General features: G+C 69.8%; 21 protein-coding genes, 1 pseudogene and 1 riboswitch. Of the genes and pseudogenes, 13 read left to right on the top strand and 9 right to left on the bottom strand.

The annotated features are described in order from the left end of the window. Positions 1-12: 12 nt before the first annotated feature. The 5 genes from xerC to NGJ44_RS14310 are packed head-to-tail and all read right to left on the bottom strand — an operon-like array spanning position 13 to position 4,504. Positions 13-1,122: a tyrosine recombinase XerC gene (gene xerC / locus NGJ44_RS14290; RefSeq protein ID WP_251864337.1), complete on the bottom strand. Its 1,110-nt coding sequence runs from the start codon at positions 1,120-1,122 to the stop codon at positions 13-15. Between the two features lie 3 nt (positions 1,123-1,125). Continuing rightward, positions 1,126-1,791 carry a DUF484 family protein gene (locus tag NGJ44_RS14295; protein WP_251864338.1) on the bottom strand — a complete coding sequence of 222 codons (666 nt, stop codon included), beginning with the start codon at positions 1,789-1,791 and terminating at the stop codon, positions 1,126-1,128. A 4-nt stretch (positions 1,792-1,795) separates the two neighbouring features. After that, positions 1,796-2,689, bottom strand: coding sequence for a diaminopimelate epimerase (gene dapF, locus NGJ44_RS14300; RefSeq protein WP_251864339.1), 894 nt, complete (start codon positions 2,687-2,689; stop codon positions 1,796-1,798). Between the two features lie 19 nt (positions 2,690-2,708). Further along, positions 2,709-3,632: a lysophospholipid acyltransferase family protein gene (locus tag NGJ44_RS14305; protein WP_251864340.1), complete on the bottom strand. Its 924-nt coding sequence runs from the start codon at positions 3,630-3,632 to the stop codon at positions 2,709-2,711. Then, complete coding sequence (locus NGJ44_RS14310; protein ID WP_251864341.1) at positions 3,629-4,504, bottom strand: lysophospholipid acyltransferase family protein; 876 nt, start codon at positions 4,502-4,504, stop codon at positions 3,629-3,631. The genes NGJ44_RS14305 and NGJ44_RS14310 overlap by 4 nt, the downstream gene beginning before the upstream one ends. A 275-nt stretch (positions 4,505-4,779) precedes the next feature. Here NGJ44_RS14310 and metK point away from each other — a divergent pair, with 275 nt between their 5' ends. The 5 genes from metK (at position 4,780) to NGJ44_RS14335 (ending at position 9,553) form a co-directional block, all read left to right on the top strand. Next, complete coding sequence (metK, locus tag NGJ44_RS14315; protein WP_053246817.1) at positions 4,780-5,943, top strand: methionine adenosyltransferase; 1,164 nt, start codon at positions 4,780-4,782, stop codon at positions 5,941-5,943. A gap of 190 nt (positions 5,944-6,133) precedes the next feature. Beyond that, on the top strand, positions 6,134-7,102 hold the full coding sequence (locus NGJ44_RS14320; RefSeq protein ID WP_251864342.1) for a Bug family tripartite tricarboxylate transporter substrate binding protein: 969 nt from the start codon (positions 6,134-6,136) through the stop codon (positions 7,100-7,102). Then, a complete protein-coding gene (locus NGJ44_RS14325) occupies positions 7,103-7,765 on the top strand; it encodes a 3-oxoacid CoA-transferase subunit A (protein WP_251864343.1) in 663 nt (220 codons plus the stop codon). 71 nt (positions 7,766-7,836) lie between these two features. Then, positions 7,837-8,547, top strand: coding sequence for a 3-oxoacid CoA-transferase subunit B (locus NGJ44_RS14330; protein WP_251864344.1), 711 nt, complete (start codon positions 7,837-7,839; stop codon positions 8,545-8,547). A gap of 34 nt (positions 8,548-8,581) precedes the next feature. Beyond that, on the top strand, positions 8,582-9,553 hold the full coding sequence (locus NGJ44_RS14335; protein ID WP_053246686.1) for a Bug family tripartite tricarboxylate transporter substrate binding protein: 972 nt from the start codon (positions 8,582-8,584) through the stop codon (positions 9,551-9,553). Here the strand turns inward: NGJ44_RS14335 and NGJ44_RS14340 are convergent. Continuing rightward, positions 9,550-10,209, bottom strand: a pseudogene (locus NGJ44_RS14340) (LysR substrate-binding domain-containing protein); the annotation flags it as partial. The gene NGJ44_RS14335 and the pseudogene NGJ44_RS14340 sit on opposite strands and share 4 nt — an antisense overlap. Positions 10,210-10,215: 6 nt before the next feature. Here NGJ44_RS14340 and NGJ44_RS14345 point away from each other — a divergent pair. The 8 genes from NGJ44_RS14345 to metF all read left to right on the top strand — a co-directional run bounded on the left by NGJ44_RS14345 (position 10,216) and on the right by metF (position 16,084). Continuing rightward, positions 10,216-10,425, top strand: coding sequence for a 3-isopropylmalate dehydratase small subunit (locus NGJ44_RS14345; RefSeq protein WP_251864345.1), 210 nt, complete (start codon positions 10,216-10,218; stop codon positions 10,423-10,425). A gap of 36 nt (positions 10,426-10,461) precedes the next feature. Next, positions 10,462-10,608, top strand: coding sequence for a hypothetical protein (locus NGJ44_RS14350; protein WP_251864346.1), 147 nt, complete (start codon positions 10,462-10,464; stop codon positions 10,606-10,608). A 10-nt stretch (positions 10,609-10,618) separates the two neighbouring features. Beyond that, complete coding sequence (locus tag NGJ44_RS14355) at positions 10,619-11,530, top strand: alpha/beta fold hydrolase (protein WP_082308560.1); 912 nt, start codon at positions 10,619-10,621, stop codon at positions 11,528-11,530. 44 nt (positions 11,531-11,574) lie between these two features. After that, positions 11,575-11,823, top strand: a complete 249-nt coding sequence (locus tag NGJ44_RS14360) for a DUF1289 domain-containing protein (protein WP_053246554.1) — start codon at positions 11,575-11,577, stop codon at positions 11,821-11,823. Positions 11,824-11,922: 99 nt separating this feature from the next. Further along, on the top strand, positions 11,923-12,963 hold the full coding sequence (locus NGJ44_RS14365; protein ID WP_251864347.1) for a glycosyltransferase family 4 protein: 1,041 nt from the start codon (positions 11,923-11,925) through the stop codon (positions 12,961-12,963). 43 nt (positions 12,964-13,006) lie between these two features. Beyond that, a riboswitch (S-adenosyl-L-homocysteine riboswitch) is annotated at positions 13,007-13,133 on the top strand. A 103-nt stretch (positions 13,134-13,236) separates the two neighbouring features. Beyond that, positions 13,237-14,655, top strand: a complete 1,419-nt coding sequence (gene ahcY, locus NGJ44_RS14370) for an adenosylhomocysteinase (protein ID WP_053244466.1) — start codon at positions 13,237-13,239, stop codon at positions 14,653-14,655. Between the two features lie 114 nt (positions 14,656-14,769). Next, the gene (locus NGJ44_RS14375) at positions 14,770-15,105 is read left to right on the top strand and encodes a phage holin family protein (protein ID WP_251864348.1); all 336 of its coding nucleotides are present in this window, start codon (positions 14,770-14,772) and stop codon (positions 15,103-15,105) included. Between the two features lie 136 nt (positions 15,106-15,241). Then, entirely contained in the window at positions 15,242-16,084 is an 843-nt protein-coding gene (gene metF, locus NGJ44_RS14380; protein ID WP_251864349.1) for a methylenetetrahydrofolate reductase [NAD(P)H], read from the top strand. A gap of 126 nt (positions 16,085-16,210) precedes the next feature. Here the strand turns inward: metF and NGJ44_RS14385 are convergent, their stop codons facing one another. From NGJ44_RS14385 to NGJ44_RS14395, 3 genes are all read right to left on the bottom strand, one after another. Then, positions 16,211-17,209, bottom strand: coding sequence for a tripartite tricarboxylate transporter substrate-binding protein (locus NGJ44_RS14385; protein ID WP_251864350.1), 999 nt, complete (start codon positions 17,207-17,209; stop codon positions 16,211-16,213). 152 nt (positions 17,210-17,361) lie between these two features. Beyond that, positions 17,362-18,225 carry a proteasome-type protease gene (locus NGJ44_RS14390; protein ID WP_251864351.1) on the bottom strand — a complete coding sequence of 288 codons (864 nt, stop codon included), beginning with the start codon at positions 18,223-18,225 and terminating at the stop codon, positions 17,362-17,364. 103 nt (positions 18,226-18,328) lie between these two features. Continuing rightward, positions 18,329-19,129 (bottom strand): transglutaminase family protein, encoded by an 801-nt coding sequence (locus NGJ44_RS14395; protein WP_053244468.1) that lies wholly within the window; start codon positions 19,127-19,129, stop codon positions 18,329-18,331. Positions 19,130-19,137: the final 8 nt, after the last annotated feature.

The raw sequence follows: 19,137 nt of genomic DNA on the forward strand, positions 1-19,137 counted from the left end.
GGCCCGTGCGGGTCAGGATTTGCGCCCGGCCCGCGGATGCGCCTGGTCGTAGGCCTGGGCCAGGTGCTGGAAGTCCAGCCGGGTGTAGACCTGGGTGGTGGAGATGTTGGCGTGCCCCAGCAGTTCCTGCACGGCGCGCAGGTCTTGCGCCGACTGCAGCACGTGGCTGGCGAAGCTGTGGCGCAGCACGTGCGGGTGCACGTGCATGGGCAGCCCGGCCTGCCGGGCGATCTCGGCCAGCCGCGCCTGCACCACGCGCGGCGAAATGCGGCGGCCCCGCGCGCCCAAAAAGAGGGCGGCCTCGTCCGAGGGCCCGGCCGCGGCGGCGGCCAGCTGGGCGCGCGCCGCCATCCATGCGCGCAGCGCTTCCCGGGCCTGCCGGCCCACGGGCACCGAGCGGCGCTTGCCGCCCTTGCCCAGCACGACGACCTCGGCCTCTTCCAGATTGAGCCAGCCGCGCGACTCGTAGCCGGCAGCGCGCGTGTAGCGCAGGTCGAGCCCCACGAGTTCGGACAGCCGCAGGCCGCTGGAATACAGCAGTTCCAATATCGCCTGGTCGCGCAGCGCCGCGGGCTCGGTGGCGAGCCGGGCGGGCGCGCGGTCCAGCAGCGCCTGGGCCTGTTCCACCGAAAGCGCCTTGGGCAGGCTGCGCGGGGCCTTGGGCGCGCGCACGCCGGCGACCGGGTTGGCCGTGAGGCCGGCGGCGGGCGCCCACCATTGATAGAAGCCGCGCCAGGCGGCCAGCGTGCGCGCCAGGCTGCGCGGCCCGCGGCCCTGGGCGTGCAGGCGCGCGACGAACTGGCGGATGTGGCCGTTGGCGAGCCGGTCCAGCGGCAGGCCGGCCTGTGTGGCAAGCGCCTGCAGGAAGCGCAGTTCGCGGCCGTATCCGTCGAGGGTGTGGGGAGAGTAGCGGCGGTTGGCCCGCAGGTGGCGCAGCCAGGCGTCCAGCGGCGCGGCCAGGGGTTCGGCGGGAGGCGCCGCCGGCGTGGCGGACGTGCCGGCGGCCTGCGTGACCGGGGTCTTGGCCCGGGCGGCCCGCGTAGAGGCGGCCTGCGCAGGGGCGGCCCGTGTCCGGGCAGCCCCTGCCCCGGCGGGTTGCGCGGGGTTGCCGGGCCGCGCCATGCCTCAGGCGGCCTGCAGGCGGCGCAGGGCCGCCGAGGCAAGCAGGGCGATGCGGTCGAGGAAGTCCGTGCCCATTTCCGGCGAGAAGCGCGCGGGGTCGTCCGAGCCCAGCACCAGCAGGCCCACGCTGGGGCCGTCGGTTTCCAGGCGCAGCGCCACCAGCGCGAGCGACCTGGGCGCGGCGTCCAGCCATTTCACGGCCTCGAAGGCGGTGTCGGTCCCGCAGTAGGGGGCCTTGAGGCTGTCGGCGAAGGTGCGCACGTCTTCGCTCACCGGCGCGCCGTAGCCCGTGTCGGGCAGGCCTTCCAGGTTCCAGAGGCGCAGGGCGACGTGGTTCAGCTCGAATTGCTCGGCCAGGCCCAGGGCGATTTCGCCGGGCACGTTCCGCGCCTGGGTTTCGGCCAGCAGGCGGCAGCACCATTGGGTGATGTGGCTGCCGATGCTTTCGTTGGCGTTGGCGTTGCGCACAAGCTCGCTGAGACGCCATTCGAGTTCGCGATTGCGCTCGCGCAGCGTCATGATCTGGCGCTCGCCGAGCGAGATGGCGCGCGAGCCGTGGGGATGGGGCACCTGCAGCGTGGCGAACACGTCGGCGTGCTCGTCGAAGAACGCGGGGTTTTCCTGCAGGAAGCGGGCGATGTCTTGGGCGTTGAAAACGGTATCGGTCATGGGATCAGCGGTTCAGCGCCAGGGAGAATACGAGTTTGTCGATGTCGAGCTGGCCCTTGAAGACGGATTGCGCGGGGCCGGTCATGCGCAGCCGCTCGCCGTCCCAGGCCACGGTGAGCACGCCGCCGCGCGTCTGCACGCGCACGGGCGAATCGAGCAGGCCGCGGCGGATGCCCGCGGCCACGGCGGCGCAGGCGCCCGTGCCGCAGGCCAGGGTTTCGCCGGCGCCGCGCTCGTAGACGCGCAGGCGGATGTTGTGGCGGTCTTGCACTTGCATGAAGCCGGCGTTGACCCGGCGCGGAAAGCGCGGGTGGCGCTCGATGAGCGGGCCCATGACTGCCACGGGCGCGGCGTCCACGTCGTCCACCACCTGCACCGCATGGGGGTTGGAAATCGCCACGGCGGAAATTTCCACGCGGCGGGGCGGCCCGGCCGGCCCGTCCAGTTCGAGCGGCCAGAGCGTGTCCCGGCCTTCGGCGCGGGCCTGCAGGCCCGTGGTGTCGAAAGGCAGGGCGCCGGGTTCGAAGCGGGTGCTGCCCATGTCCACCGTGACCTGTTCGTCTTCGCCTTCGTCCAGCACCAGGATGCCGGTGGAGATTTCGGCGCGCAGCGGGTTGCGGTCGGACAGCCCTGCTTCGTGCACGAAGCGCACGAAGCAGCGCGCCCCGTTGCCGCAATGCTCGACCTCGCTGCCGTCGGCATTGAAGATGCGGTAGCGGAAGTCGGCGTCGGGCCGGGTGGCGCGTTCGACCAGCAGGATCTGGTCGGCGCCCACCCCGAAATGGCGGTCGGCCAGCGCGCGCGCGCGCTCGGGCGTCATGTCGATGGCCTGGCGCACCCCGTCGAGGACGACGAAGTCGTTGCCCGCGCCATGCATTTTGGTGAAGTTCCAGTTCATGGGCGGGATTATCGCGCATTCAGTACAGCTTGGCTTCTCCCAGGGGGCGGGTCTTGAAGCGGCGGTGCACCCAGTAATACTGGCTGGGGCAGCGCAGCACCCAGGTTTCCAGCTCGCGGTTCAGGCGCGCGGTGGCCTCCTCGAGCGAGTCCGTGCCGGGAAAGTCCTGCAGCGGGGGCAGCACCTCGACGTGGTAGCGCCCGGTTTCGGGGTTCCAGTAATTGAGCACCGGCATTACGGCGGCGTTCCATTTGCGCGCGAGCTGGGCGGTGGCCACCAGCGTGGCGGCGGGCACGCCGAAGAAGGGCACGAAGACCGAGCCCTGGCGGCCGAAGTCCATGTCGGGCAGGTAATAGACGGGGCGGCGTTCCTTGAGGTGGCGGATGAGGCCGCGCACGCCGTCCTTGCGGCTCACGAGGAATACCTCGTTAAAGCGCGCCCGCCCGGCGCGCACCACCGCGTCGATGCCGGGATCGCTCTGCGGCGTGTACAGGGTGGCGCCGGTGGGCGCATCCATGGTGAGGCGGGTGGCGGCGGCGTCCAGCCCGATGAAGTGCGGCGCCAGCAGGATGACCGGCCGCCCCGCGGCGACCTCCTCCTGGATGCGTTGCGCGCCGCTTTCGGTGACCATGTCGCGGATGGCCTCGGGCGTGCCGTACCAGAGCACGCCGCGGTCGACGATGGACTGGCCCAGCGCCCGGAAATGCTCGGTCGTCCAGCGTTCGCGCACGCTGGCGGGCTGATCGGGAAAGCAGAGCTCGAGATTGCGGCGCACGATGCGCGCGCGCGAGCGGGCCAGGTTGAGCGCGAGCCAGCCCACGAACGCCCCGGCGCGCTGCCGGGCGGCGGGACGCATGCGGGCAAACCATTTCAGCAGGGCAATCAGCGCGCGGGTCTTGAGGTCGCGGGGCTTGGGGTCGGTCATGTCGGAACGCGGCGTCATCGGGCTTCGGGCGCGGCGGCCTGGCCGTCGGCGGGCGGCGGCGGCGCGCCGCGCGGCGTCTTGTAGCGGTTGTAGCTCCACAGGTACTGCTCGGGATAACGCCGGATCACCGCTTCCATGGAGGCGTTGATGAGAGCGGCCTGCTGCGTGGGGTCTTCGGGCAGGGGCTCGGGCACGCGCACGAAATGCAGGCGCCAGCCCTTGCCGCGCGGCAGGCGCACACCGGCCACGAGGATCACCGGCACGCGGGTCTGCGTGGCGAGCTTGCCGGGCAGCGTCATGGTGTAGGCCATGCGGCCGAAGAAGGGCGCCCACACGCCTTCGCCCTCGCCCGGCGCCTGGTCGGGCAGCATGCCTACGCACTCGCCTTTGCGCAGCGTGCGCACGAATTCGCGCACGCCTTGCAGGGTGGCGGGCACGGCGCGCACGTTGGAGCTGTTGCGCGCAGTGTCGAGCAGGGGCGCGAGCATGTCTTTGCGCGGCGGGCGGAACATGACCGTCATGGGCAGGCGCTGGGCCACGTAGCGCGCGGTGATCTCGAAACAGCCCAGGTGCGGCGTGAGGAACAGGATGCCGCGGCCTTCGGCGCGCGCCGGCCCGACCACGGCGTCGAAGTCATCCGAGGTGGTCTGCGCCAGGCTTTGGCGGGAGCGGAACCAGACGCGCGGCATTTCCAGAATCATCGCGCCCGTCTGCGCGGCGGCGCGGCGGGCAAAGGCATTGCCGGGGTAGCCCGCCTGGGCCGCGTTGGCGCGCAGGCGGTCGCGGTACTTGCCGGGCCAGGCATAGGCGGCCAGGCCGAGCGCGCGGCCCAGGGCATGCGCGGCGGGCAGGGGCAGGCGGGCAAGCAGGCGAAACAGGGTGAGCAGCATGCGGCAAAGGACGAAGATCGGGCATGTTCATGCTGTTGACCGGGAATATGGAAAGAACCCGGCCGCCAGCATGAGATGCGCATTTTCGCCTAAAATAGTCTTTGTCGCCGAGTTAACCGACAACTTGCGGGGCGACGGCGGGCCGGCGGCGCATCGCTCCGGGCCTTCCAAATCCGCTAAAGCGTCGCGCCCAGATCAGTCTGCCTTGCGGTCCGGGGTGCAACGCGCCTCGTGAACCCATGCACCGGCTCTGCCGGACACGTAAGGACGCATCTGTGGCCAACAACGATTTTCTCTTCACTTCCGAATCCGTCTCCGAAGGCCATCCCGACAAGGTCGCCGACCAGATTTCCGACGCGATTCTGGACGCCATCTTCACGCAGGACCCGAATGCCCGCGTTGCCGCGGAAACGCTGTGCAACACCGGCCTGGTCGTGCTGGCTGGCGAAATCACCACCACCGCCAACGTCGACTACATCCAGGTCGCCCGCGACACCATCCGCCGCATCGGCTACGACAATACCGACTACGGCATCGACTACAAGGGCTGCGGCGTGCTCGTGGCCTACGACAAGCAGTCGCCCGACATCGCCCAGGGCGTGGACCGCACCTCGGAAGACTACCTGAACCAGGGCGCCGGCGACCAGGGCCTGATGTTCGGCTACGCCTGCGACGAAACCCCCGATCTCATGCCCGCGCCGATCTGGTACGCGCACCGCCTGGTGCAGCGCCAGAGCGAGCTGCGCAAGGACGGCCGCCTGCCCTGGCTGCGCCCTGACGCCAAGTCGCAGGTGACCTTCCGCTACGTGGACGGCCGCCCGGTCGAGGTGGACACCGTGGTGCTGTCCACGCAGCACGCGCCGGAAGTTTCGCAGGAAACCATCCGCGAAGCCGTCATCGAAGACATCATCAAGCCCAGCTTCGCCGAGGGCCTCATCACGCCCAAGACCAAGTTCCTGGTGAACCCCACGGGCCGCTTCGTCATCGGCGGCCCGCAAGGCGATTGCGGCCTGACCGGCCGCAAGATCATCGTCGACACCTATGGCGGCGCGTGCCCGCACGGCGGCGGCGCGTTCTCGGGCAAGGATCCGTCCAAGGTCGACCGCTCGGCCGCCTACGCCGCGCGCTACGTGGCCAAGAACATCGTGGCCGCCGGCCTGGCGCGCCAGTGCCAGGTGCAGGTGAGCTACGCCATCGGCGTGGCCGAGCCCATCAACATCACCGTCTACACCGAAGGCACCGGCGTCATTCCCGACGACCAGATCGCCCGCCTGGTGCGCGAGCACTTCGACCTGCGCCCGCGCGGCATCGTCAACATGCTCGACCTGCTGCGCCCCATCTACGCCAAGACCGCCGCCTATGGCCACTTCGGCCGTTCCGAGCCGGAATTCTCGTGGGAAGCCACCGACAAGGTGCAGGAGCTGAAGAAGGCCGCCTGATCCCGGGCCTGCGGCAAGCCGGGGCCGCCCTTGGGGCGGCCCTTTGCTTTTGCGCGCCGCCGCGGGCGGCCGGCGGACTCTTCGGCCCAGGCGAACGCCGGCCTCGGGATTCGAGAATGGCCTTCCGCCGCGGCGGCGCTCACACTAGCTCTCCAGACGGTCCGCACAGAGGCCGCGTAGGGAGACAAGCATGCTGCAACCGATACGCTGGCTGGCCGCCGGCGCGATGGCTCTTGCCCTGGCGAACGCGGCCCAGGCCGCCTGGCCCGAACGGCCGGTCACGCTCATCATTCCCGCTTCGCCCGGCGGCACCACCGACATTTCCGCGCGCCTGATCGCCGACAAGATGGCCGCCTCGCTGGGCCAGCAGGTCATCGTGGAGAACCGCGCTGGGGCGGCGGGCATCATCGGCGCGCAGGCGCTGGCGCGCGCCCGGCCCGACGGCTATACGCTGCTCATGGGCAATATCGGCCCCAACGCCATCAATTACGCCCTCTACAAGACGCTGCCCTACAAGCCGCAGGACTTCGCGCCTGTCACCCTGGTGATTTCCGTGCCCAACGTGCTGGTGGTGAACGAGGGCTCGCCCGCGCGCACGGTGGCCGACCTGGTGGACTGGGCCAGGAAAAACCCGGGCGGCGTGTCGTTCGGCAGCTCGGGCGCGGGCCAGTCGCCGCATCTGTCGGCGGAGCTGTTCAAGCAGCGCGCCGGCATCGGCGGCACGCACGTGGCCTACAAAGGAGCCGGGCCGGCCGTGGCGGCGCTGCTGGGCAACCAGTTCAGCTTCATGATCGACAACCTGCCCAGTTCCATGCCGTACATCCAGTCCGGCAAGCTGCGGGCGCTGGCGGTCACCAGCGCGCAGCGCCAGCCCGAGCTGCCCGACGTGCCCACGATGGCCGAGGCCGGCGTCAAGGATATGGTGGTGACGGCCTGGTTCGGCCTGATGGCGCCGGCCGGCACGCCCGCGCCGGTCATCGACAAGCTCTACGCGGCGGCGCGCGACGCGGTGCGAAGCCCCGAGGTCCGCGAGCGCTTCCGCGCCATGGGCGGGCAGGCCGGCGGCAACACGCCGGCGGAGTTCGGCGCCTTCATCGACCAGGAACGCGCGCGGTGGAAGGCGATCGTGGACGCGGCCGGGCTGGCGAAGGAGCAATGAATGATCGACAAGATCCAGGAATCCATGGTCGAGGCGGTGTCCGTCATTCCGGACGGCGCCTCGGTGCTGGTGGGCGGTTTCGGCGAAGCCGGCGTGCCTTATGAGCTGCTGCAGTGCCTGGCCGAGCTGGGCCGGCGCGAGCTGACCATCATCGCCAACAATGCCGGCACTTTCGACCGCGGCATCGCCGCGCTGCTGAACCGCCGGCAGGTGCGCAAGATCATCTGCTCGCATCCGCGCCCGCCCAATTCGGAGGCTTTCGCGCGCGCTTTCCGCGCCGGCGAGGTCGAGCTCGAGTGCGTGCCGCAGGGCACGCTGGCCGAGCGGCTGCGCGCGGCCGGGGCGGGGCTGGGGCCGTTCTATACGCCCACGGGCTACGGCACGGAGTTGGCGCGGGGCCGCCGCCAGGAGGTCATCGACGGCGTGGGCTATGTGCTGGAGCATCCGCTGCACGGCGATTTCGCGCTGATCCGGGCGCACCGGGGCGACCGCTGGGGCAACCTCATGTACCGCCATGCGGCGCGCAATTTCAATCCCGTGATGTGCATGGCGGCGCGCCATGCCATCGCGCAGGTGGACGAGGTGGTGCCCCTGGGCACGTTCCCGCCCGACCAGATCATGACGCAGGGCCTGTTCGTGAAGGCCGTGGTCCCGCTGCGGTGACGAGGCCTTCCGTCCGGGCGGGAGAACGCATCCATTTCATGTGACGGCGCTTGGCGCCCTGGGAAACAGACATGCAGCAAGACACCGAAGACATCAAGGGCTTGAGCCGCCAGCAGATCGCGCAGTTGCTGGCCGGAGATATTCCCGACGGCGCCATCGTGAATCTGGGCATCGGCATGCCCACGCTGGTGGGCGACTATCTGCCGCCGGACAGGGAAATCCTCTTGCACAGCGAGAACGGCATCCTGGGCATGGGGCCGGCGGCCGCGGGCGATGCCGTCGATCCCGACCTCATCAATGCCAGCCGCCAGCCCGTCACGCTGCGCGTGGGCGCCTCGGTCACCGAGCACACGATCTCGTTTGCCATGATGCGCGGCGGGCATCTGGATTATGCGGTGCTCGGCGCGTTCCAGGTGTCCGAGCGCGGCGACCTGGCCAACTGGAAGACCGACGCGGCCGACGCCATTCCCGCCGTGGGCGGCGCCATGGACCTGGCGGTGGGCGCCCGGCAGGTGCTGGTCACCATGGAGCACCGGGGCCGCGACGGCGCGCCCAAGATCCTGCGCGAATGCACGTATCCGCTGACCGGCGCCGGCGTGGTGACGCGCATCTACACCGATCTGGCGGTCATCGACGTGACGCCGCAGGGCTTGAGCGTGCACGCCATGCTGCAGGGCCTGAGCCGCGAATGGCTGCAGTCCGTGACCGGCGCGCCGCTGCGTTTCCCGGACGGCCTGCGTTTCATCGAGCGGGACGCCAGCGGCGCGCCCCGCTACGCCTGAACACTCGAGCCCCGCGCGGGCAAAGGAGCTTGCGATGATCCGTTCCCTGCCGGCCCGCATGGCCGCGGTTGCGACAGGTTTGCTGTGCCTGGGCGCGGCCCACGCCGCACAGGGCTATCCCGACAAGCCTATAACGCTGCTGATTCCCTATCCGCCGGGCGGCAGCGCCGACATGCTGGCCCGGCCGCTGGGCGCGCAATTGCAGAAAATGTGGGGCCAGCCCGTGGTGCTGGAGTACAAGCCCGGAGCGGGCGGCACCATCGCCTCGGCCCAGCTGGCGCGCGCGAAGCCCGACGGCTATACGGTGCTGATGGTGCTGGCCGCGCACGCCATCAACCCCAGCCTGTACCCCTCGCTGCCCTACGACACGCGCCGCGATTTCGCGCCGGTGTCCCTGGCGGCGACGCTGCCCATGCTGGTGGCCGCGCCGCTTTCCACGCAGGCCGACACCATTCCGGAGTTGATCGCCTACGCCAAGGACCATCCGGGCAAGCTGAGCTTCGCGTCGGCGGGCAACGGCAACACCAGCCACCTGGCCGCCGAAATGTTCAAGCAGCGCACCGGCACGAACATGATGCACGTCCCCTACAAGGGCAGCGGGCCGGCCGTGGTGGCGCTGCTGGGCGGCGAAGTGTCCCTGATGTTCGACAGCATTTCGACTTCGCTGCCGCAGGTGCGGGCCGGCAAGCTCAAGGCGATCGCCGTGACGGGCGAACGGCGCTCGGCGCTGCTGCCCGACGTGCCCACCGTGGCCGAGAGCGTGCCGGGCTTCGTGGTCAACGGCTGGTACGGCATTCTCGCGCCGGCCGGCACGCCGCCGGCCGTGGTGGAAACGCTGAGCAAAGGCATCGCCGAGGCGCTGCGGGCGCCGGAGGTGAAGGCGCAGCTCAATGGCTATGGCTACGAGGTCGTGGGCTCGACCCCCGAGGCGTTCGGCCGGCACATCGACCGCGAGCTCGCGGCCTGGAAAGAAGCGGTGGCGGTGTCGGGCGCGAAGGTCAATTAGCCCCGGGCCTGCCAGACCGGATGCTGCGCGCCCGGCGCGCGCAGCCGGCGGGCGAAGCGCTGCGACAGGAACTCCACGAAAGCCAGCGTCTTGGCCGGCAGGTTCAGGCGCTCGGGGTAGACCACGTGGATGTCGGCGGGCGGGGTGTTCCAGTCGGGCAGCACCTGGCGCAGGCGGCCGTCGCGCAGGTAAGCCTCGGTTTCCCATTCCGACCGCATGACGATGCCGTGGCCGTCCAGCGCCCATTGCAGCGCGGATTGGCCGTCGTTGGAACTGAGCGGCCCGCGCACCTTGACGGTTTCGGAGCGCTGGCCGCAATCCAGCCGCCAGGTGCCGTAGGCCACGTCGTTCTCGCGCACCACGATGCAGCGGTGGCGCTGCAGCTCGCCCGGCGCACGGGGCTCGCCGTAGGTTTCCAGATAGCGGGGCGAGGCGCACAGCAGGCGTCGGTTGAACGCGATCTTGCGGGCGATGACCCGCGCGTCGGGCAGCTCGCCGAAACGCACGGCGGCGTCGAACCCTTCTTCGATGAGGTTGAGCGGACGGTCGGTGAGCTTGAGCTGCACTTCCACCTCGGGATACTGGCGCGCGAAATCCGATACGGCGGGCACGATGTGGGCGCGGCTGAACCCGAATGTGGCGTTCAGCCGCAGCAGCATGCGGTGTGGGGGCAGCAGCAGTTCGGCATCCGCGCGGTCATCGCGCCCAGCTTCGGCGAGATCTTCTATTTCAATGCGCTCAACAACGGGCTGCTGCTGGTGAGCCTGCCCGCCGCGCAGGTCGATGCGCTGCTGGCGCGGGTGTCGTCGGCCGCGGGCGCCCGCCTGCGCATTGACGTGGAGGCCGGCCGGGTGAGCGCGGCCGATGGCTGACATGCGGACTTTTCGCTGCCGCCGCGGCATCGGCGCATGTTCGCCGAAGGCCGGGACATGGTGGGCGCCTCGCTGGGCCGGCTCGAGGAAGTGGCCCGCTTCGAGGCGGCCCACTGGGCCCGGTTTCCGTGGATGAAAGACGTGGCGCGCCGCGTGCGCGACCGCCTCGATGCGAAGCCGTAAGATGGATGCCATGGCCGATTTCTTCGATCTCCCCGTCCGCCGCTACGCCGTCAACGGCATCCGCATCGCCGCGCGCTGCGAGGGCAGCGGGCCGCCGCTGCTGCTGTTGCACGGCCATCCGCAGACGCACGCCATCTGGCATCGCATGTGGCCCGAGCTGATCCGCCACCGCCGCTGCGTGGCGGCCGACCTGCGCGGCTATGGAGACAGCGACAAGCCCGCCGCCGCGCCGGGCCACTCGGCCCATTCCAAGCGCGTCATGGCGGCGGACATGGTCGCGCTCATGCGGGCGCTGGGCCACGCGCGTTTCGAGGTGCTGGCGCACGACCGCGGCGCGCGCGTGGCGCACCGGCTGGGCCTGGATCATCCCGAGGCCGTCTCGCGCATGATGCTGCTGGACATCGCGCCCACGCTGGACATGTACGAACAGACCTCGCGCGCCTTCGCGCAAGCCTATTTCCACTGGTTCTGGCTGATCCAGCCGGCACCGCTGCCGGAAACCATGATCGAACGCGATCCGGTGTTCTACCTGCGTTCCATCATGGGCGGCCGCCCGGGCGGGCTGGCGCATTTCGACCCGCGCGCCATGGCGGAATACGAGCGCGCCGCCCGGCTGCCGGGCTGGGCCACCGGCATCTGCGAAGACTACCGGGCCTCGGCCACGCTGGACCTGGAGCACGACCGCCAGGGCCGGGCCGCCGGCGAGCGGCTGCGCATGCCCTTGCGGGTGCTGTGGGGCGAACGCGGCGCGGTGGGGCGGAATTTCGACGTGCTGGCGCTCTGGCGGGCAGTGGCCGGGCAGGCCGGCGGCCGGGCGCTTGCGGGGGCGCATTACCTGGCCGAGGAGGTCCCCGGCGAAGTGCTGGCGGAAGCGTCGGCGTTTTTCGGCTGGGCCGGCCAGCCAAGCCATGCATCGCGGTAGGGACATGAAAAAAGGGACGCAGCGCTGGTGGTAACCTTCGCCGCATGAGCCGTTATTCCACCGATCTCGCCGATCTCTCCGCACTGCCCGAGCCCGAAGACGCCCAGCGCGCCTTCAAGGCCTCGGACTCGCCCTGCGTGGCGGTGTGCTCCACGCTGTTCGACGACATCTGCCGGGGCTGCGGCCGTACGGCCATGGAAGTGGCCAACTGGGTCTTCATGACCGACGATGAAAAGCGCGCCGTCTGGGAGCGCATCACGGCGCAGGGGTATCCGCGGCGCAACAGCAAATAGGCGGAGCCGGGCCGCATGGCCCGGATCGTCTTGGCCGTGTCATCTTGCGCGGGCCCAATGGGGGCTTGCCCGCCCACGCAAGACGGAGATCCGGCCCGCATGCGCATCGTCCTGGTCACGGATGCCTGGCATCCGCAAGTCAACGGGGTCGTCCGCACCTGGACGACCATGCTGCAGATACTGACTTCCTGGGGGCACGAACTCGTCGTCGTGAGTCCCGAGGGCAGTCTCACCGTTCCCGCGCCGTCCGAGCCGCAGTTGCGGCTGTGCCTGCTGCCCGGCAGGCAACTGCGGCGGGCGCTGGGCGGCATGCAGCCCGATGCGCTGCACATCGCCACCGAGGGGCCGCTGGGCCTGGCGGCGCGCCGCATGGCGCTGGCGCGCGGCTGGCGCTTCACGACCTCGTTCCACACGATGTTTCCCGACTACCTGAAGGCGCGCATGGGCATCCCCGAGTCGCTGCCGTGGCGCTTTCTGCGCTGGTTCCACGCGCCGTCGCAGCGCGTGCTCGTGCCCACGCCCACGGTGCGCGACGCGCTGGCCGGGCGCGGTTTCGGAAATCTGCAGGTATGGTCGCGCGGGGTGGACCCGGGCCGCTTCCGGCCGGTGCCGGGCGGCGCGCCCTACGGCCTGCCGCGTCCGGTTTTCCTGAGCGTGGGCCGCGTGGCCCGCGAGAAGAACCTCGATGCTTTCCTGTCGCTGGACCTGCCGGGCTCCAAGGTGGTGGTGGGCGGCGGCCCCGACGAGGCCCGCCTGCGCCGGCGCTACCCGCGGGCGCACTTCCTGGGCATGCTGGGCGACGATGCGCTGCCCGATGTCTATTCGGCGGCCGACGTGTTCGTGTTTCCCAGCCTGACCGACACCTTCGGCCTGGTGATGCTGGAGGCCATGGCCTGCGGCACGCCGGTGGCGGCGCTGCCCTGCGCGGCGCCGCTGGCGGTGGTGGAGCAGGGCGTGACCGGCGTGCTGGACCACGACCTGGGCCGCGCCTGCCGGGCGGCGCTGGCGCTGGACCGCGAAACCGTGCGCCGGCGCGCCCTGGCGCACGGCTGGGACGCGGTGGCCGCCGGCCTGCTGGCCGCCCTGTCGCCCTTGACGGCCGCCGCCGAGCCCGGCCGGCCGCTGGCGCAGGCGGGCTGAGGCGCTATTCACCGGCCCAGGCCAAACCGGTACAATGCCCGACAAACCTGAGGAGCGTTGCGACGATTCCGCCGGTGTGCCCAGCGCACGGGCCGCGGTTCGCCAGGCTCAGGAAACCCTGCATGGGCGCCGCGCACCGCGCGGCGACGCAGCAACGGCGCTCACCTTTGTCGCACATGGCGGGAAAGGCGGGCGCCTTTGTTTTTTCGTGGTGTCTTCGCGCTGTCCGGCCGTGCCTTGCGCCGTTCGATTTACACGTGGAGCCTACACACCATGAACGCTGTTACCGATAAATCCTTCACCGACTACGTCGTGGCCGACCTGTCGCTGGCCGGCTGGGGCCGCCGCGAGCTGGCCATCGCCGAAACCGAGATGCCCGGCCTCATGGCCATCCGCGAGGAATTCGCCGCGCAGAAGCCGCTCAAGGGCGCGCGCATCGCCGGCAGCCTGCACATGACCATCCAGACCGGCGTGCTCATCGAGACGCTGGTGGCGCTGGGCGCCGAAGTGCGCTGGGCGTCGTGCAACATCTTCTCCACGCAGGACCACGCCGCCGCCGCCATCGCCGCCTCCGGCACCCCGGTCTTCGCGGTCAAGGGCGAGACGCTGCAGGAGTACTGGCAGTACACCCACAAGATCTTCGAATGGCCCAACGGGCAGCACGCCAACATGATCCTGGACGACGGCGGCGATGCCACGCTGCTGCTGCACCTGGGCGCCAAGGCCGAGCAGGACGCCTCCGTGCTCGACAAGCCGGGCAGCGAGGAAGAGCGCGTGCTGTTCGCCGCCATCAAGGAAACGCTGGCGCGCGACCCCAAGTGGTACTCCACCCGCCTGGCGCAGATCAAGGGCGTCACCGAGGAAACCACCACCGGCGTGCACCGCCTCTACCAGATGTCGCAGAAGGGCGAGCTGGCCTTCGCCGCCATCAATGTGAACGACTCGGTCACGAAGTCGAAGTTCGACAACCTGTACGGCTGCCGCGAATCGCTGGTGGACGGCATCAAGCGCGCCACCGACGTCATGGTGGCGGGCAAGATTGCCGTGGTGGCCGGCTACGGCGACGTGGGCAAGGGCTGCGCCCAGGCGCTGGCCGCGCTGCGCGCCCAGGTGTGGGTCACGGAAATCGACCCGATCTGCGCGCTGCAGGCCGCCATGGAAGGCTACAAGGTCGTGACCATGGAAGAGGCGGCGCCGCACGCCGACATCTTCGTCACGGCCACGGGCAACTACCACGTCATCACCCGCGAGCACATGGAGGCCATGAAAGACCAGGCCATCGTGTGCAATATCGGCCACTTCGACAACGAGATCGACGTCGCCAGCCTCGAAAACTGCAAGTGGGAAGAGATCAAGCCGCAGGTCGACCACGTGATCTTCCCCGACGGCAAGCGCATCATCCTGCTGGCCAAGGGCCGCCTGGTGAACCTGGGCTGCGCCACCGGCCATCCCTCGTTCGTGATGTCGTCGTCGTTCGCCAACCAGACCATCGCGCAGATCGAGCTTTTCACGCGCAACGAGGCGTACAAGTCGGGCGAAGTCTACGTGCTGCCCAAGCACCTCGACGAGAAGGTCGCCCGCCTGCACCTGAAGAAGCTCGGCGCCAGGCTGACCACGCTGCGCAAGGAGCAGGCCGACTACATCAGCGTGCCGGTGGAAGGCCCCTACAAGCCCAACCACTATCGCTACTGATCGGTTGTAGCAAAATAGGAAAGTCCCGCGCCATGCCGGCGCGGGTTTTCCGGTCCGGCAAGGCCGGGGCCCCGCAGGGCGGCCCGGCCCCGGGCGCATAACTGGAGGCCGAACATGGCATTGATACTCGTGTGGATCCTGAACGCGGTGGCGCTTCTGGCGGTGGCTTATCTGTTGCCCGGCATTACCGTTGCCAGCTTCGGGTCGGCGCTCATCGCCGCGCTGGTGCTGGGCCTGGTGAACATGCTGGTCAAGCCGGTGCTGGTGCTGCTGACGCTGCCCATCACCATCGTTACGCTCGGCCTGTTCCTGATCGTGATAAACGCCCTGTTGTTCTGGTTCGTGGGCTCGGTGCTGCGCGGCTTCCAGGTCAACGGGTTCTGGTGGGCCGTGGGCGGCGCCATTCTCTACAGCATCATCTCCGGCCTGCTCACCAAGCTGATTCCGTGAGTGGGGCCTACTCCCGAAGTGCTGCGCGCCGCCCCCTCGAAGGGAGCATGCCAACGGACCGGCAACGCCGGCTTCGCGGCATCCCGATGGGGCGACGCCTGTTTCATCCGGTGCGTGAGCGCCATGGATAACTGATATGTCCGATTCGATTTCTCCTGCTTTCAGCCTGGAGTTCTTCCCGCCGCGCGACCTGGCGGGCCAGGAGCGGCTGGTCCGCGCGGCCAAGCAGATGCTCGCCATCCAGCCGAAGTACGTCAGCGTGACTTTCGGCGCGGGCGGCTCCACGCGCGCGGGCACGGCCGACGCCGTGCGCACGCTGCGCAACCTGGGCTGCGACGCCGCGCCGCACCTGTCGTGCGTGGGCGCCAGCCGCCAGGACCTGCGCGACATTCTCCTGTCCTACAAGAACGAAGGCGTGCGGCGCGTGGTCGCCCTGCGCGGCGACCTGCCTTCGGGCATGGGCGGCGACGCGGGCGAGCTGCGATACGCCAACGAGCTGGTTTCCTTCATCCGCGAGGAAACCGGAGACTGGTTCCACATCGAGGTGGCGGCCTACCCCGAGATGCATCCGCAGGCGGCCAATCCGTCCGCTGACCTGGCGCACTTCGTGGCCAAGATGCAGGCCGGGGCCGATTCCGCCATCACGCAGTATTTCTTCAACGCCGACGCCTATTTCGATTTCGTCGAGCGGGCCCGGGCCAAGGGCGTTTCCGCGCCCATCGTGCCGGGCATCATGCCCATCACGAACCATACGCAGCTGCTGCGCTTCTCGGAAATGTGCGGGGCGGAAGTGCCGCGCTGGATCCGGCTGCGGCTGGCCGAGTTCGGCGACGACAAGGCGTCCATCCGCGCCTTCGGCGTGGACGTGGTCACCGAGCTGTGCCAGACCCTGCTGGAGAACGGCGCGCCGGGCCTGCACTTCTATACCCTGAACCACGCCGAAGCGCCAATGGCGATCTGGAAATCGCTGTCGCGCTGAGGCGGCGCGCCGGCCGAAGAGGGGCCGGGGCCGCGCGAGCGGCCCGGCGGCAACAAAAGAAAACGGGCCTCGCGGCCCGTTTTCTTCGCCCGGCCGGACCCGGCCGGGCGCTGCTGCGCGGTGTGCTCAATCGGCGTAGACGCCCGCCTTGCGGATGATGGGGCCCCATTTGTTCACTTCGGACTGCAGCCAAGTCTGCAGGCCTGCCGGCGTCTGCTTGGATTCCGGCACGATCTCGGCGCCCAGGTCGGCCATCTTCTGGCGGAAGGCCGGATCCTTCAGGCCCGCGCGCAGGGCGGCGTTGAATTTAGCGATGGCCTCGGGCGGCGTGCCCTTGGGCGCGTACACGCCGTGCCAAACCTTCACCTCGAAGCCTTTCAGGCCGGACTCCTGCAGCGTGGGCGCGTCCGGCAGGGCCTTGATGCGGTCCAGCGTGGTGACGCCGTAGAGCTTCACGCGCTCGGCCTTGATGTGCGGGATGGTCTGGGTGGTCTGGTCGCACAGCACGTCCACCTGGCCGCCCAGCAGGGCGGTGAGCGCGGGGGCGGTGCCGGCGTAGGGCACGGTGGTGAACTGGGTGCCCAGCGCCTCCTGCAGCAGCATGCCGCACAGTTGCGACACCGCGCCCAGGCCGGCGTTGGCCAGGTTGACCTTATCGCCCTTTTCTCGCGCGTACTTGATGAAGGCGGGCATGTCGGCGGCGGGCAGGTCCTTGCGGCCGAGCAGCGTCATGGGCACGTCGGCCACCTGGCCCACGTAGTCGAAGTCCTTCAGCGGATCGTACGGCAGCTTGCGGTAGAGCGCGGGCGCGGTGGCCATGCCGTTGTGGTGGATGAGGAAGGTGTAGCCGTCGGGGGCGGCGCGCGCCACGTGGGTGGAGGCCAGGGTGCCGCCGGCGCCCGTGCGGTTCTCGATGACGATGCTCTGTCCCAGCGTCTTGGACATGGCCGCGCCCAGGCTGCGGGCCACCACGTCGGTGGGGCCGCCCGCGGCAAACGGCACCACCAGCGTAATGGGATGATTCGGATAGGCGTTCTGCGCGGCTGCCGGGCCGGCGGCCAGGCAGCCCAGCGCCACGGCGGTCCAGGCGAGCGTGCAGCGGGCGCGCGCAAGAATAGGGGGCATGTCTCGCTCCTTGAGGGGTCTTGTAGATAGAGGCCCGCAAGGGGCGGGCTGGCCGCCAGTGTGGCGCGACAGCGCGCGAATGAGAATTCGTGGTTTTACAAGCCGGGTTTAGGCAAGCGGAAAGTGCGGGAAAACGCCAGGGTTAACACGCCCTAATTGGGCTGGGGCTTGCCCGGATCCTGGGCAAGCACCTGGGGCGCGCCATAGCCTTCGGGCGGCGTCTCGGCGGGGCGGGCGCGCCGGGGCTGGTGCACGCGGCCGGCCGGCACCAGCGAGTCCGGCGCTTCCGGATTGGTCCAGAGCGGGTCCGGAATCTCGGCGAAGACCTGGCGCAGCCGCTCGCCCCAGGTGCTGCGGATCATGCGGAAATATTCGTTGCGCTCGTCGATGCAGGCGAAGTGGGTGATGCGCAGCGAGCCCGCGTCATAGACCAGCAGGTCCAGCGGCAGGCCGACCGAGATATTGGAGCGCAGCGTCGAATCCATGGAAATCAGGGCGCATTTCGCAGCCTCGTCCAGCGAGGTGCCGGGCCGCAGCACGCGGTCCAGGATGGGCTTGCCGTACTTGGCCTCGCCGATCTGGAAATACGGGCATTCTTCGCCGGCCTCGATGAAATTGCCTGCGGAGTAGATCTGGAACAGGCGGCAGCGCTCGGCGCCGATCTGGCCGCCGAAGATCAGGTTGACGTTGAAGTCCACGCCCTGCGCCCGCAGCGCCTCGGCCTCCTGGTGGTAGACCCGGCGCACGGCCGCGCCCACGCGGCGCGCGGCCTCGAACATGTCGGGCGCGTTCCAGAGCGATTCGCCGTCCTCGTCGGGCTGGCGGTCCAGCGCGTTGAGCACCGCCTGGCTCACGGCGAGGTTGCCGGAGGTCATCAGCGCCATGACGCGCTCGCCCGGCAGCTCGAACACGGTCATTTTGCGGAAGACGCTGATCTGGTCCACCCCCGCGTTGGTGCGGGAGTCGGACAGGAAGACCAGGCCGGAATCGAGGCGGGCCGCTATGCAGTAGGTCATGATCGGAAACAGGGGGAAGCCACGCCGCATTGTATTGCGCCGCAGGAGCGGAGCGCTGGCCCGGGGCGCCCCTCGCCGGGCGCCCGGCGACGTCCCGCGCCGTCTACTGCTGGCCCGCCTGCACCTGCACCGTGGCTTCCATGGATTCCTCGCCGCCGCCGCTGCGCACGCCCCGCACCGGCGAGGCGGAATCGTAGTCGCGCGCCACCGCCAGCCGGCAGTGGCACTCGGAGGCGAACTGGCGGTTGGTGATGTCCACGCTGGTCCAGCCCGCGCCCGGCAGCCACACGTCGGCCCAGGCGTGGCTGGCCGCATGTTCGGCGGCGGTGTAGAGGTAGCCGCTCACGTAGCGGGCCGGCACGCCCAGCCCGCGCACGCAGGCCAGAAAAAGATGCGCGTGGTCCTGGCAGACGCCATGGCCCAGGGCCAGCACCTGGCCGGCGGCGGTGGTGACGTCGGTGGTGCCGGGTTCGTAGGCCACGCGCGCACAGATGGCCTCGGCCAGCGCCAGCGCGTCTTCGGGCGTATTCAGGCCGCCGGGCAGCGCCTCGCGCACGAAAGCCATGATGGTGTCGTCGGCTTGCGTCAACGGCGTCTGCACGCAATAAGCGTGCACGGGCAGCCGGCTGTCCTCGCCGCCCAGCGCGCCCCGCACGAGCGGCTCCACCAGCACCTGCCCCGTGACCCGCAGTTCGATCTCGGTGTGCGGGCGGTTCAGCGTGAGCGTGTGCGTGATGTTGCCGTAGGCGTCGACCTGGCGCTCCAGTTCGCCGGGGGCGTCGATCTGCCAGCGCAGCACGCGCTGGTGCTCGTCGTCGCGGGGCGTCAGGCGCAGGGTCTGGATGCTGTAGATGACCGGCGCGGTGTAGCGGTAGTGCGTGACGTGCGTAATGAACTGTTTCATGCCTGTCC

This window comes from Achromobacter sp. Marseille-Q4962, assembly GCF_943737005.1.
Taxonomy (GTDB): domain Bacteria; phylum Pseudomonadota; class Gammaproteobacteria; order Burkholderiales; family Burkholderiaceae_B; genus Achromobacter.

Excerpts from the sequence above, each read along its gene's own strand:
- xerC (WP_251864337.1), bottom strand. The coding sequence starts at position 1,122 with ATGGCGCGGCCCGGCAACCCCGCGCAACCCGCCGGGGCAGGGGCTGCC.
- NGJ44_RS14295 (WP_251864338.1), bottom strand. The coding sequence starts at position 1,791 with ATGACCGATACCGTTTTCAACGCCCAAGACATCGCCCGCTTCCTGCAG.
- dapF (WP_251864339.1), bottom strand. The coding sequence starts at position 2,689 with ATGAACTGGAACTTCACCAAAATGCATGGCGCGGGCAACGACTTCGTC.
- NGJ44_RS14305 (WP_251864340.1), bottom strand. The coding sequence starts at position 3,632 with ATGACGCCGCGTTCCGACATGACCGACCCCAAGCCCCGCGACCTCAAG.
- NGJ44_RS14310 (WP_251864341.1), bottom strand. The coding sequence starts at position 4,504 with ATGCTGCTCACCCTGTTTCGCCTGCTTGCCCGCCTGCCCCTGCCCGCC.
- NGJ44_RS14320 (WP_251864342.1), top strand. The coding sequence starts at position 6,134 with ATGCTGCAACCGATACGCTGGCTGGCCGCCGGCGCGATGGCTCTTGCC.
- NGJ44_RS14325 (WP_251864343.1), top strand. The coding sequence starts at position 7,103 with ATGATCGACAAGATCCAGGAATCCATGGTCGAGGCGGTGTCCGTCATT.
- NGJ44_RS14330 (WP_251864344.1), top strand. The coding sequence starts at position 7,837 with ATGCAGCAAGACACCGAAGACATCAAGGGCTTGAGCCGCCAGCAGATC.
- NGJ44_RS14335 (WP_053246686.1), top strand. The coding sequence starts at position 8,582 with ATGATCCGTTCCCTGCCGGCCCGCATGGCCGCGGTTGCGACAGGTTTG.
- NGJ44_RS14350 (WP_251864346.1), top strand. The coding sequence starts at position 10,462 with ATGTTCGCCGAAGGCCGGGACATGGTGGGCGCCTCGCTGGGCCGGCTC.
- NGJ44_RS14355 (WP_082308560.1), top strand. The coding sequence starts at position 10,619 with ATGGCCGATTTCTTCGATCTCCCCGTCCGCCGCTACGCCGTCAACGGC.
- NGJ44_RS14360 (WP_053246554.1), top strand. The coding sequence starts at position 11,575 with ATGAGCCGTTATTCCACCGATCTCGCCGATCTCTCCGCACTGCCCGAG.
- NGJ44_RS14365 (WP_251864347.1), top strand. The coding sequence starts at position 11,923 with ATGCGCATCGTCCTGGTCACGGATGCCTGGCATCCGCAAGTCAACGGG.
- ahcY (WP_053244466.1), top strand. The coding sequence starts at position 13,237 with ATGAACGCTGTTACCGATAAATCCTTCACCGACTACGTCGTGGCCGAC.
- NGJ44_RS14375 (WP_251864348.1), top strand. The coding sequence starts at position 14,770 with ATGGCATTGATACTCGTGTGGATCCTGAACGCGGTGGCGCTTCTGGCG.
- metF (WP_251864349.1), top strand. The coding sequence starts at position 15,242 with ATGTCCGATTCGATTTCTCCTGCTTTCAGCCTGGAGTTCTTCCCGCCG.
- NGJ44_RS14385 (WP_251864350.1), bottom strand. The coding sequence starts at position 17,209 with ATGCCCCCTATTCTTGCGCGCGCCCGCTGCACGCTCGCCTGGACCGCC.
- NGJ44_RS14390 (WP_251864351.1), bottom strand. The coding sequence starts at position 18,225 with ATGACCTACTGCATAGCGGCCCGCCTCGATTCCGGCCTGGTCTTCCTG.
- NGJ44_RS14395 (WP_053244468.1), bottom strand. The coding sequence starts at position 19,129 with ATGAAACAGTTCATTACGCACGTCACGCACTACCGCTACACCGCGCCG.